Annotated in this window: 8 protein-coding genes and 1 pseudogene; 3 read left to right on the top strand and 6 right to left on the bottom strand. The window is 60.2% G+C overall.

The genetic code is table 11. The features are described from left to right. Positions 1–40 precede the first annotated feature (40 nt). The 6 genes from NKI38_RS19285 to NKI38_RS19260 form a co-directional block, all read right to left on the bottom strand. Positions 41–1,279: a patatin-like phospholipase family protein gene (locus NKI38_RS19285; protein WP_352659778.1), complete on the bottom strand. Its 1,239-nt coding sequence runs from the start codon at positions 1,277–1,279 to the stop codon at positions 41–43. A 196-nt stretch (positions 1,280–1,475) separates the two neighbouring features. Beyond that, positions 1,476–1,964, bottom strand: a complete 489-nt coding sequence (locus NKI38_RS19280) for a class I SAM-dependent methyltransferase (RefSeq protein ID WP_352659777.1) — start codon at positions 1,962–1,964, stop codon at positions 1,476–1,478. 608 nt (positions 1,965–2,572) lie between these two features. Continuing rightward, positions 2,573–3,532, bottom strand: a complete 960-nt coding sequence (locus NKI38_RS19275) for an aspartyl/asparaginyl beta-hydroxylase domain-containing protein (RefSeq protein ID WP_352659776.1) — start codon at positions 3,530–3,532, stop codon at positions 2,573–2,575. A gap of 332 nt (positions 3,533–3,864) precedes the next feature. Beyond that, positions 3,865–4,212 carry an antitoxin Xre/MbcA/ParS-like domain-containing protein gene (locus tag NKI38_RS19270; protein ID WP_352659775.1) on the bottom strand — a complete coding sequence of 116 codons (348 nt, stop codon included), beginning with the start codon at positions 4,210–4,212 and terminating at the stop codon, positions 3,865–3,867. 364 nt (positions 4,213–4,576) lie between these two features. Beyond that, the gene (locus NKI38_RS19265; RefSeq protein WP_352659774.1) at positions 4,577–5,980 is read right to left on the bottom strand and encodes an ATP-binding protein; all 1,404 of its coding nucleotides are present in this window, start codon (positions 5,978–5,980) and stop codon (positions 4,577–4,579) included. Further along, complete coding sequence (locus NKI38_RS19260) at positions 5,977–6,732, bottom strand: response regulator (RefSeq protein WP_352659773.1); 756 nt, start codon at positions 6,730–6,732, stop codon at positions 5,977–5,979. The genes NKI38_RS19265 and NKI38_RS19260 overlap by 4 nt, the downstream gene beginning before the upstream one ends. Before the next feature lie 315 nt (positions 6,733–7,047). On the opposite strand from NKI38_RS19260, the gene NKI38_RS19255 reads away from it, so the two are divergent. From NKI38_RS19255 to NKI38_RS19245, 3 genes and pseudogenes are all read left to right on the top strand, one after another. Then, positions 7,048–8,580 carry an efflux transporter outer membrane subunit gene (locus NKI38_RS19255; RefSeq protein ID WP_352659772.1) on the top strand — a complete coding sequence of 511 codons (1,533 nt, stop codon included), beginning with the start codon at positions 7,048–7,050 and terminating at the stop codon, positions 8,578–8,580. Next, the gene (locus NKI38_RS19250) at positions 8,580–9,653 is read left to right on the top strand and encodes an efflux RND transporter periplasmic adaptor subunit (RefSeq protein ID WP_352659771.1); all 1,074 of its coding nucleotides are present in this window, start codon (positions 8,580–8,582) and stop codon (positions 9,651–9,653) included. Before NKI38_RS19255 ends, NKI38_RS19250 begins: the two co-directional genes overlap by 1 nt. Continuing rightward, positions 9,650–12,685: pseudogene (locus NKI38_RS19245) on the top strand (efflux RND transporter permease subunit); the annotation flags it as partial. The gene NKI38_RS19250 and the pseudogene NKI38_RS19245, both read left to right, overlap by 4 nt. Between the last annotated feature and the right edge of the window lie 39 nt (positions 12,686–12,724).

The raw sequence follows: 12,724 nt of genomic DNA, 5'->3' as shown, positions 1-12,724 counted from the left end.
CCTGTTGGGCTTTGCGAATGGAGGGGGGGCAAGCGGGTGACTATTGCGTCTGTTTCGCAGGCTGGGCGGCAGCAACCTTGTCGGTGAACAAGGGCCTGTCTTGCCATAGGCTGCCGCTCGCCATTTCTGCGTAACCGAGGTTGTAGACGGCGCGCATGTAGTCGGTGTTGAACGGATCGGTCATGCTGTAGGGGAACTGCTTGTCGATCGAGGCCACGCGGAACCGAATGCCCTTCCTTTGGGCGTAGACGTAGGTAGCCAGCAGCGCACTGCGGGTCTGTGCCTTGACGAGCGTGGAATTCGCCCTGGCCATGACAGCAAACGTATTGTTCGTTGTCGTGGTAAATTCCGGCATCAGCGCGTTGTTGATGATGATGTACATGTTGAACTTGAGGTTCTTAGGGCGGACGCCTTTGTCCGAATTGGCTATCCACCCCTCCGGGATGGTCAGGATTTGAGAAGCCGAACCGCCGTCAGAGTGCATTTCTTCAAACGCCTCCCCTCCAGCTTCGGCCTTGATGAGCACGGCCGGATAAATGCCGGGGATACTTGCCGAGGCGATGAGGATGTCCTGGAAGAGTTTCAGCGAACCGGGCCGCCCACTGCTCGCGATGGCGCCCATGTTCCAGATCACGGCTCTTTGGGAATCGAGGTTCGAGGTCAAAACGAGCAGTCGTCGCCCCTTGCGGTGCTCGGCCGCGATTTTTTCCAGTATGTCTCGCGTCAAATAGCGCTCGACCATTTTTCGCAGCGGCTTCTGTTTCAGCAGGCTTGCTCCGAACAGGCCCCTCGGCAGGAAATCTGCATCGACCAAATCCTTGGCGACACCGCTTGTGTAGAGGTCCACGAGTGGCTGGTCGTAAGCCGAGCCGAGGAAGGCGTAGGGCGCGATCAGCGCACCCGTGCTGACGCCGCTGACCATGTCGAATTCCGGTCGCTGTCCACTATCCGACCACGCTTTTAGCGCCCCGACGCTGAATGCGCCTGCGCCACCGCCGCTCGACAAGACTAGGTAGTTAATTTCCTTGTGTCTCGGGATGGGCAGCCAGGCGTGCGCCTCGGGCAGTTTCCGGGCCGAATCTGCATAAATACGAATGTCGCTGAACCCCCGAATACTGGCTGCCGTCGCAGCCTTCGGCCCATAAACAATGCGGTCCGGCGCCAAACAGCCAGCAAGGAAGGCCAGCAGGACAACGGCCACCAGTCGATGCATGTCTATCGCCTTGTCCCGGGCCATCACCGGGAAGGAACCATCGAGGTCTCCACCGGTGCTCGGCATACCCCGCGATCGTTCTTCACAGTCGCGTCGGGCGGCATTAATCCGATTTGTCATTGCCGTGGGTTATGTATTGTTAAGAGTTGTTGCACCCGCCACCCGTGCATTTTCCCGCACGTGTCCTTTTGCCGGAGACAGCAACTTCTTGTCCGTCCGAACAACCTCGCCCGGGAAGCTCGACGGCAAACGGGGAAGTCCATCACGCTCTTCCGATCGCATCCGAGCGCCGGGCGATCCGGTAAACCCGCGCAGGTGGCGCGTTGGCGAAAACCCATTCAGTAAATGTCGCCTCAAGCCCGAGCCGGTCGAGAACGGAGTCAGGTACCGGGCACCGCCAGCCATAGGTGAATTGATAGACAGCTCCTTCCGGACGAAGAATGTGGAAAGCGCCGTATAGAATGGCGAAAACCCGCCAAGCCGGCATGGTGAGAAGCGGGAGGCTGCTGACCACCGTGCCAATCTTCTCGCCATTAAAAGGATCGCATCGCCGCAACTCCGTCGCATCGATGTCCAGCAAGGGTGCAGCCGGAAACCGGCGACGTAGCATGTGGGAAAAGGCAGTGGCGCTTTCTATGAGCGCTATGCGCTCCTGAGGCACGCCGCGAACGATCAGCTGTCGGGTGAAGACGCCAGTTCCGGGGCCAAGCTCGACAACCGGAGACTGTGAAGAGCTGATTTCGCGAGTCATTGCCGCCGCCAGAGCTCGCCCGGAAGACACGAGTAAGGCGGTCCGAAAAGGATGCGACATCCAAGCGCGGAATAGAGTAGTCGGGTCCGACATTGTGTAGCTCCGCATTACCGCCAAAGAATATTCATTTAAGCCTCCCGGGGGGCGGCCAGCGGGGATTTTGAAGGGAAGAAGAGTCCTTGCTGACGGGAAAACGTCGACAGGATTGCCCTGCCGGCTGCCAGTGGCTTGTTGTGCCGGGAGATGGCCGACGGTCATGCCAAGGCTAGCGAATGGGTACGGAACTCCTAGAACCTATACCCCCACATAAGAACCCGGACGGCTGCACGTTTTTCCAAACAATGGGGCTGTCCTTTGCGCCGCCGGTGAGGAAGCCGACCCCTACCTGGCCGCGGATAAGGGAAAGACTTTGTAGCTGACATACGAATCGGCTCCTAAGGAGGGTGGACAGTCGCACCTCCAGCGGGCGCACTGTTTCGGACTACGAGGTTGCTTTGGATTTTGTGATGTTAAGAAATGTTGCGGCGCGACCCACGCGGTTAGCCTGGAGGCACAACAAGCGCTCGGCCTTTCCTTTGGATTGTGGATATCAAATCGAAGCTAAGCGTTTAGACGAGCTGGCTCAGCAACTTCGCCATGCCGGCAAACAGCCCCAACAGCAGTAGCAACAGCAGGGTATTCACCGCCCACTTGATGACCAGGTACAGGGGACGGTTCGTCGACTTCAGTACCTTGCTGCCTGCCAGGAGAGGCGCGAGCCCCGCAAAGACCTTGTTGGCCAAGCCACGATGGTCCTCCGCCGTATTGGGTACCACCGTGGCACGTGTTAGGCCTTCGTAGAAGAAATTGAACACCGCACCCAGCAGGTTCAATGGCCTTTTCACGTCACACATGAGGATGAGGCGGTCGCAGTCGGTATCGTTGCGCACGAAGTGCAGGTAGGTCTCATCGAACATGATAACCTCGCCATCGCGCCAACTCAGGTTGCGGCCATCCACATTGATGAAGCAGGCGTCGGAGTTCGGGGTGACGAGGCCAAGGTGGTAGCGCAGTGATACGGCGATCGGATCGGCATGCCGGGTCAACTGGGCTCTTTTGGGTAGATAGGCAAACATCGCTCCATGTATGCTCGGCACGCCCTGCAGTATCTTGACGGTCCTGGGGCACAGGCGTCTTGCGGAATGATGCTCATACCCGTACCACTTGATGTAGAAGCGGCTCCAGCCATACTTGAAGAACGTTCGGAAGCCGACGTCATAAGTCCCAGCGGTGCCGGGCCGTTTGCTGGCGTCAAAGTAATTCTCGCGCAGCAATTCGATGCCTTCATAGCTAATGGTTTGCCAGTTCTGACGCAGCACCTCGAGTTCCGGAAAATCAGCCGGGTCGAGAACGGCCTTTGATCCGTGCGGCAGCGTTGTCATGTACAACGCGCAATTCAGCGGCGAAAAAATTGGCCACCCCTTGCGGATGTACTCAGACAGGCTTTCGTAGCGGGCCTCACCCCGGAAACGGTAGACGTACATGATGCTCGCAGCCACAAGCGTGACCATGACGACAAGAATTACCATGAGATCTGCCCTGAATATGCCAATTGTCGCGATGTTGATGGAGGGGTCCCGTTGCGCCGACTCAAGTCAGACACTTCAGAATGGTCTCACCCGAGGCGCGCGCTCACACGGTTCGGATGGCGGCATTAGGTCAGATTCGCCATTACCTTGGATTTTGTGTTGTTAAGAGTTGTTATCAGGCCATAGACAACTTGCTCACTACAAACGGCTGCCGGACGACGATCCGCCTGCATGAAATGACCAGGCTGGGGTGAAACCCGGCCTCGAAATGATCTGCGATGGCTGGAAATGAGCCTGCCGTGCCCGATTCGGCCGACGACTTTCGCCTGACATTACTCGCTGCGCGCGGGACAGAACGAACGCTTGGCAGCTATGACGACTTCATCGACAAGGTCTCGTCTCAGCAACTCGATGGGAACGCTGCCCTCAAGGTAGCGTGAAGGGCGAACGAGCCATGACCATGCAAGCCTTGGCGGTTTTGCCAGCGCGAACACCTCGGGTGTTCCAGCAACGGGTCTTCCGTCAACGAACTGGGCCAGCGGGAAGACGTGCCTGCCGAGGCCCTTACGCAATGCTATGACCTGGTTACGCTTCTGCCAGCGGTGCAACGTCGATCGTGGAATCTGCAGATTTTCTTCCGAGGTATGTTGGCCCGGCAACCGCGCCTGCCCAGTCTTCAAGATGTATCGTGGCAACTTCGGCGAGTCGCTACCGCGTCAAATAGGGTTCAGAATCTCGCCCCACACTCGCTCGCGCCAAATCAACATTCATTTTCTCAGACGGCCTTGTGCCTCTGCCTACATGGCCACGAACAACCTCCGTGCTCCGCTTCAGTTCGGTTACAGGCTCGAAGTAGGTCGCGTCCGGTTCGTGCGCAGACATCCTGAAAGACCCTCTCATTAGACAGATGATGCGCGCGGACCGCGTTTCTTTGAGAGAAATGAAGAAACTGCTTCAGGACGTGGCGCGGTCGCGCCGGCTTCACGAAGCATCAGACCTTGCAGCGCCAGGAGACGCCGCCTCACGCGCCCTGCGTCGTGCCGACTATCTGCCTTTGGCGAGCGCCTGCCGCGTTGACGCCTGCCCTTGCATGTCGTCAGTCTTGGTGCTTTTGAGCGGAACAACCCGTGCCGCCGGCAGCGATATCGTCGCTCGCAGCCCGTGCGGCGGTATGTTCTCGAGTGATAGCGACCCACTATGGCTCTTTGCGATCTCGTCCGCGATCGAGAGACCCAGCCCAAAGCCGCTGTTGGTGTTCGAGGATCGGGCCTCATCCGCCTTGAAAAATGGTTCTAGAGCCTTCTCGTGGAGACCCTTTGCAAGGCCGGGGCCATCGTCCTGCACAACAATGGACACTTTGTTTGGCGGAAAATTGGACAATTGGACATGCACGATCTTCCCGAACCTGACGGCATTTTCCACGATGTTGGTTACTGCCCGCGTCAGCCCTTTCTGCTTGCATGAATATCCGAATCTCTCGGGGCCGACGTAAATCACCGTGTGTCCAAGATCGGAGAACCCGGCAACGATTGTCTTCATCAGGGCTGCAATATCAACCTTTCGAAACGGCTCGTCGCGGGCCGTGCTGCTCAGATATTGAAGGCTTTCCTCGAGCATCGCGGTCAATGTGGCGATATCGTCAAGCATCGCTTGTTTCGACGGGATCTCCTTTGATCGCTCCACGCGCATTCTTAGCCGCGTCAGTGGTGTTCTCAGATCGTGGCTCACTGCGGTCAGCATCCGCGTGCGGTCATCGACCATCTTGCGAATTCCGCGCCGCATATCGTTGAGTGCTGTTGCGAGGGTGCGAAGCTCCTTGGCGCCTGCTTCAGCGAACAACTGCTCCTCGTTGCCGTCGAGCCGCAAGCTCTTTGCAGCTTCGGCAAAGCGGACGAGTGGCGCCGTGATCACACCACCTATGTAAAGCACCAGCAGAAGCATCGGCAGGATTAACATCAAAATCTTGGCAACGAGTTCGACAATCGTGCCGAAGACGGCTGGATAGGTATCGGCGTCGGAGAACCGGACCAGGAGGCCGCGCTTGGCGTCAACACGCACCGCCAAAGCATTGTGTTCAGCGTCCTGCGGAAGAACCGTAGTCTCAAATTCAGGGGGCAGCACGTCGCGGAGATCATCGGCGATGAATTGCATATCCCCCTGGTGGCTGCTTCCGGCGTTAAGATCACGCCACGGCAAAATCCTCATCTCCAGACCTATGGGAGCGGTCGCTCGCAGCAGCTTGTCGGCGTCGGCATCGTCCGCGCTGTTTCTGAGTTGCTCTACGATCAATTCGATCTGTGTGCTTCTGACCGCAACCACTTGCTTGGCCTGGAAGATGTACGGCTCCGGCAAGAGCGCGACGACGCTAAGGAGCACTGCCGGAATAGGAATCGCGGCGAGCACGACGAACTGGAGCCGGATGGGCGCCCGTCTGAACCGACCAATCATATAGCTACCGCAACCTCCGGAGTGAAGATGTAGCCGCCCAACCGCACTGTCTTGATGAATGTGGGCTCCTTGTAGTTCGGCTCTATCTTTTGCCGGATACGGCTCACATGCACATCAATGCTGCGCTCGACAGGTCCGGCAGCGCCAGCGTGGGTGCGGGCAAGTATGTCTTGCCGGTTCATCACCTGCCGAGGGTTCTCGCAGAACACAAGCAGCACATCGAATTCCGCTGTCGTAAGCGGCACGTGCACTCCGTCAATGTCCGTCAATTCGCGCGTGACAGGATCGATGCGCCAGCCGGCGAACGTCATCGGGTCCTGACTCGGTTTGATTTGGCTTGAGTACGACGATCGGCGTAACAGCGCCTTTATTCTCGCCAAAAGCTCCCTGGAGCTGAACGGTTTTGTGACATAGTCATCAGCACCCATTTCCAGGCCAACGACCCTGTCCACCTCTTTCGTCAGCGCGGTGAGCATGAGGATGGGCGTCGTATCCGATGCCCTGATCCTTCTGCAAATGCTGAAACCGTCCTCTCCAGGCAACATTCCATCCAGCACGATCAGGTTGAACTCTTTCTTTTTTAAGACGCGATCCATCTCCATGGCCGATCCGACCGTCTCGGCAGCATAGCCCGCATCCTTCATCAGTTCGATCAGCATAGTTGCTATATCCCGGTCATCCTCAACCACGAGAATTCGGGCCGAAGCTTGAGCAAGGACATTTGATCCGACGTTATCCATAGGCTTGGCCATTCTGGTTGCCCTTTCCCTTTCGGAATAACACGCTGCCCATCACGGCTGTCAGCAACAATTGTGTTTAATTTTGTTGCTGCGCCGCCCCGCACCGGCCACGTCCCAGCGACCCCGGCAGCAATTCTGTGCGCGGTACGCATCCGCACTTCCCGCCTGGCGCCTTAGCAACTCTTAACAACACATAATCCAAGGCAATGACAAATCGGGATTAATGCCGCCAGACGCGACTGAAAGGAACGGTCGCGAGTATGCCGATCGCCGGACGGAGAACTTCGATGGCTCTTCCCGGCGGCGGCCCGGAACAAGGCGGTAGACATGCATCGACTGGTGGCCATTGTCATGATGGTCTTTCCAACTGGCCGTTTTACGCCGGACCGCATCATCCACCGATTGGAGTCCGCGACAAAGGCAGGCAATCGCGGGACTATCGGCACAACCGGCATTGCGGCGTGCCTGGTCGTTTCAGGCTGCACCACCATCGCCAGCGTCAAGCAACCTGATCCCAAAATCGCCAATGCCTGGCATGCCGCCCTTCCGCATGGCGGCCGAACCGGCGATCTCGTGTCTTGGTGGTCGACCTTTTCCGATCGATCGCTGACGGCCCTCATTGCGTCGGCGCAGGCGGAAAGCCCCACGCTCGAGTCCGCTGCGGCAGAGATCGAGAGGGGGCGCGCCACGCTTGCATCCACGCAGGCCAGCTTTTTCCCCGCGATTGGCGGCTCGGCGTCACTCGCCCACGCAGGAACGGGCGGCAACAAAGCCAACCAGGTTGCTGCCGCCACGACGACGAGCGGTGGCCTCGACGCCTCCTGGGAAATCGATCTGTTCGGCAAGACGCGGCAGAGGAGCGAGGCCGCGCGGCTGCGGGTCCACGAGCGGATCGCCGATTGGCACGATGCGCGCGTCTCACTGGCCGCCGAGGTGGCGGACTACTATGTGCAATACCGTGCCTGCCGGCAGTTGGAGCAAGTCTATACCACTGAACTTGCCTCGGAGCGCGAGACGATCCGGGCAATGGAAACGGCCGCAACCTCCGGCATAACGTCGAGCGCCGACCTTGCGCTGGGGCGGGCGAGTGCTGCTACCTCGGCCTCGACACGAAGCGCCCAGCGTGCCGAATGCGAGGTTCTCGTCAAGTCGCTCGTCCGCCTTGCTGGCGGTGACGAGCCTCATGTCCGCGATATTCTGGCGATGGGCAAGCAAGGATTACCCACGCCGAAGAGCCTCAAACTATCCGCCGTGCCTGCCGACGCCTTACGGCAGCGCCCCGACATCGACGCCCTGGAACTCGAGGTCGCCGCATCGCTCGCCGAGGTCGGCGCGGCAAAAGCCAATCTCTATCCCAGCCTCAGCCTCGGCGGCTCCGTCACGATCGGCAGTTCATCGCTGATGGGAACCTCTCTGCCTTGGTCCTTTGGCCCGGCCATCTCGATCCCGCTCTTCGACGGGGGCTCGCGGCGGGCAGCAGTGGGCGGCGCGGCAGCCGCATACCAGGGGGCGGTGGCCGCCTACAAATCAGGCGTGCTGGACGCGGTCTCCGAAGTCGAGACCGCCCTCGTTCGGATCGACAGTACGCGGCGACGCGTCAGCGACGCCAGTAGCGCGGCACGCAACTACCGCGCCTATTTCAAAGCCGTGGATTCGAATTGGAAGGCCGGTGGCGCAAGCCTGCTTGACCGTGAGGAGGCGCGGCGTTCGGCTCAGTCGGCGGAGGTTTCGCTCATCGAAATCCGTCGCGACGCGGTGCGCTGTTGGATCGCGCTCTACAAGGCGCTCGGCGGCGGCTGGAACGAGAGCGCTTCCTCACCCAAGAATCTGCAGGAAAAGTCGAAAGAAAGCCTGCTCTAATGCGATCTTCACCTCTTCTCCTCGTCGCCTTCCTGAGTGGGAATCTTGTCCTCGCCGCAGAGCCTGCACTTGCGCAACCGAACGAGGCGGCAGCGCTTACCGTCGCCGTGGCAAAGCCCGCGGAACGCCAGTGGCCTGAAACGATACCCGCCAGCGGCTGGCTGAAGCCCTGGCACGAGGCGGTCATCGCTGCGGAAATAGGCGGCCTGCGTGTGACGGATGTGCTCGCCGATGTCGGGTCAATCGTCTCGAGGGATCAGCCTCTCGTTCGGCTCGCTGATCAATCGGTGCGCGCGGAACTGCGCAAGGAGGAGGCCTTGCTGGCAAGTGCGAAGGCAGACCTTGCCAAAGCCAGGGCGAGTGCGGACCGAGCGCGCAAGGTGCAGGCAAGCGGCGCGCTTTCCGAGGAGAAGATCACCGAATATGTGATCGCAGAGCAGACCGCAGTCGCTGGTGTCGAATCCGCCGAAGCCTCGCTCGAAAGCCAGAAGATCAAGCTTGCTCAGGCGACTATAGTGGCGCCGGACGACGGGCTGATCACCGCCCGTTCGGTCCAACTCGGCGCGGTCGTCTCGTCGGGCACGGAGCTATTCCGTCTTGTGCGCCAGCAGCGTGTCGAGTGGCAGGCTGAAGTCTCTGCACGCTATTTGCCTCGCATCAAGGAGGGCCTGACCGCCACGATCGTCAGTCCGGAGGGGCGGCGCGTCGTAGGCACCGTGCGGCTCGTCGGGCCGACGGTCAGCACCGATACCGGAAGGGTGCTCGCCTATGTGGCGCTGCCGGAGGAGCCAAACCCACCCGTCGGCCTCTACGTCACCGGCCAGATCGAGCTTGCGACCACGCAGGCCGTCGCCCTGCCCGAGACGGCGCTCGTGATGCGGGACGGCATCGCTTACGTCTTCACCGTGGACACAGACAGGCGTGCCTCACGCGTTCGTGTTGAAACCGGCCGCCGCAATGGCAGGGAAGTGGAAATCCTCTCGGGCCTTGATCCCTGGGCCGATGTGGTGACGACGGGCGGCGCCTTTCTTTCGGATAGAGCCCTTGTCCGAGTAGAGGAGGACGCCCGATGAACTTTTCCGCCTGGTCGATCGGCAATCCGGTTCCGGCAATCCTGCTGTTCATCCTGCTCACCGTTGGCGGCCTACTCGCCTTCGATCGCCTGGCGATACAGAACTTCCCCGACATGGGGCTGCCGACTGTCCAGATCAACGCCGCGCTCGAAGGTGCTGCACCGGCCCAACTCGAAACTGAAGTCGCGCGCAAGATCGAAGACAAGCTCGCCTCGTTGAGCCTCCTGGATCACGTCACGACCACGATCACGGACGGGGCGGTCAGCATGAATGTCTCCTTTAAGCTGGAGAAGGACGGCGAAGCAGCGTTGAACGAGGTGCGCAATGCCGTCAACGGTATGAGCGGCGACCTGCCTGCCCAGATGCAGACACCAAGTGTGACGAAAACGATGGTGCAGGGCTCGCCGCTCCTTACCTACGCCGTGCGCTCCGTCCGCCTCAATGAGACGGAACTCTCCTGGTTCGTCGACAACGACATGACGAAGGCCTTGCTTGCCGTGCCCGGCGTCGGCCAGGTCAGCCGCATCGGCGGCATCAATCGTGAAGTGCATATCGATCTCAATCCCCAGTTGATGAGTTCGCTCGGCCTCAGCGCCGCGACCGTTTCCGCGCGGCTCAAATCCATGCAGTCGGACGCTTCAGGCGGCCGGACGGAAATCGGCGGCAGCAAGCAGGTGATCCGTACGCTCGGCGCGGTTTCGTCGATCGAGGCGTTGAGAGCGCTCGCGATCCCGCTCCCGAGTGGCGCTCTGGTGCGTCTCGCCGAGATCGGCACTGTTTCGGACAGCTTCGCCGACCGTGCATCCATCGCCTACCTCGATGGCGAGCCGATCATCGCTGTGCAAGTCAAGCGCTCGAATGGCTTTTCGGATACGGGCGTCGCCGCAGCCATCCGCACTGCTATGCGGAACTTCGCCTCCGCCAAGCCAGATGTCGAAATCGTCGAGGCCTACAGCACTACCGGGCCGATCATCGAAAACTATGACGGCTCCATGCACATGCTCTACGAGGGCGCCATCCTCGCAATCGTCGTGGTCTGGCTCTTCCTGCGCGACTGGAGGGCGACTGTCCTTGCGGCGGTGGCGCTGCCCCTATCGGTCATCCCGACCTTCCTTGTCATGTACATGGCTGATTTCAGCCTGAACACGGTAACGCTGCTCGCGCTCTCGCTCGTGGTCGGCATCCTCATCGACGATGCGATCGTCGAGATCGAGAACATCGCGCGTCACCTGCAAATGGGAAAACCGCCGAAGCAGGCCGCGCTCGAAGCCGCCGACGAGATCGGCCTTGCCGTCATCGCCACCACCTTCACGCTCGTCGCCGTTTTCCTGCCGACTGCCTTTATGAGCGGTATTCCCGGCCTGATCTTCCGTCAGTTCGGCGTGACAGCAGCCGTGGCGGTTCTCGCCTCCCTGATCGTCGCGCGCCTACTGACGCCGATGATGGCGGCTTACATGATGAAGGCCCATCCGATTGAGGTGAAGGACGGCCGGGTTATGCGCGCCTACATGGCCGTCGTGAAAACTTGCCTGCAGCGCCGCAAACTGACGGTCCTTGGCGTCTGCCTGTTCCTCGGCCTTTCGATGTCGACGATCCCGTTCCTCAGTTCCGGTTTTCTTCCCGCTTCGGATGATGCGCAGACGCAAGTCACCTTGACGCTGCAACCCGGCAGCACCATTGGGCAGACGGAGGCGATCACGCGACGAGCCGCGGAGATCGTTTCCCGACTGCCTGACGTGACGCATGTCTTCTCTTCTGTCGGGGCCACTTCTTCAGGTGACCTTATCGATTCTTCGACCACCGTCGATACGGCGGCGGCGTCGCTCGTCGTCGATCTGAGAAAGATCAGCGAACGCAGCCGCACGCAGAACGAGATCGAGAATGATATCCGCCAGGCACTCGCCGTTCTCCCCGGCGCCAGGATCGCTGTGGGTACGGGCGGCAACGGCACGACACTAGAACTCACGCTAGCCAGCGACGATGCCAACGCGCTCGGCCAGGCAGCCGGAGCGCTCGAAGAGCAACTGCGCACGCTCAGGGCGGTCGGCGCGGTCACCTCCGGTGCCTCCCTGCAGGCGCCGGAAATTCAGATCGTCCCGAACCTCGACCGCGCGGCCGCTCTCGGCATCACGGCGGAAGCGATTTCCGAGGCAGTTCGCGTGGCAACCAATGGCGACTATTCCTCTTCGCTCGCGAAGCTCAACTTGCCGCAGCGCCAGCTTCCCATCCGCGTTCGGTTTGACCCTAGCAACCGCACCACGTTTGACGACATCGCCAATCTTCGCGTTGTCGGCGCCAGGGGCAGCGTCGATCTGGGCTCGGTCGCCGAGATCAGCATCGGCGGCAGCCCCTCGGAGATCAGCCGCATCGACCGCTCGCGAAATGTCACGCTGTCGGTTGAACTCAACGGGCGCATCCTGGGCGACGTCTATCGCGAAGCACAGGCATTGCCCGCGCTTCACAATCTCCCGGAAGGCGTCCGACTCGTCGAGCAAGGAGAATTGGAGCGCAGCTCCGAGCTCTTCGGCAGTTTCGCTATTGCCATGGGGATCGGGATCTTCTGCATCTATGCGGTGCTGGTTCTTCTCTTTCATGATTTCCTTCAGCCATTGACGATCCTTATGGCGCTTCCGCTGTCGCTTGGCGGTGCGCTTTTGCCGTTGGTGCTGACCGGCACAAGCTTTTCCATGCCAGTGGTGATCGGACTGCTCATGCTGATGGGCGTGGTGACGAAGAATTCGATCCTGCTGGTCGAATACGCGATCATCTCACTCCGCTCCGGTCTCTCGCGCTTCGACGCCCTTGTCGACGCCTGCCACAAGCGCGCTCGCCCGATCCTCATGACGACGATCGCGATGGGCGGTGGGATGCTTCCGGTAGCCCTCAGTCTCAGCGGCGGCGACTCCAGTTTCCGTCAACCGATGGCGATTGTTGTCATCGGCGGCCTGATGACTTCCACCGTCCTCAGCCTCGTCGCCATCCCCGTCATCTTCACCTTCGTCGATGATTTTCTCAGGCTTCTCAAGCGGCTTGCCGGCCAAAGAGAGCATGAGCTCTCGTCGCCTTCCACA

This window comes from Mesorhizobium sp. M0621, from assembly GCF_040320745.1.
GTDB lineage: Bacteria > Pseudomonadota > Alphaproteobacteria > Rhizobiales > Rhizobiaceae > Mesorhizobium.
The sequence above is the reverse complement of the archived record's forward strand: the minus strand, read 5'-3'. Positions and strand labels throughout refer to the sequence as shown.

Bases quoted from the DNA above. Each gene is read 5' to 3' on its own strand.
- NKI38_RS19285 (WP_352659778.1), bottom strand. From the start codon at position 1,279: ATGCCGAGCACCGGTGGAGACCTCGATGGTTCCTTCCCGGTGATGGCC.
- NKI38_RS19280 (WP_352659777.1), bottom strand. From the start codon at position 1,964: ATGACTCGCGAAATCAGCTCTTCACAGTCTCCGGTTGTCGAGCTTGGC.
- NKI38_RS19250 (WP_352659771.1), top strand. From the start codon at position 8,580: ATGCGATCTTCACCTCTTCTCCTCGTCGCCTTCCTGAGTGGGAATCTT.
- NKI38_RS19275 (WP_352659776.1), bottom strand. From the start codon at position 3,532: ATGGTAATTCTTGTCGTCATGGTCACGCTTGTGGCTGCGAGCATCATG.
- NKI38_RS19255 (WP_352659772.1), top strand. From the start codon at position 7,048: ATGCATCGACTGGTGGCCATTGTCATGATGGTCTTTCCAACTGGCCGT.
- NKI38_RS19265 (WP_352659774.1), bottom strand. From the start codon at position 5,980: ATGATTGGTCGGTTCAGACGGGCGCCCATCCGGCTCCAGTTCGTCGTG.
- NKI38_RS19260 (WP_352659773.1), bottom strand. From the start codon at position 6,732: ATGGCCAAGCCTATGGATAACGTCGGATCAAATGTCCTTGCTCAAGCT.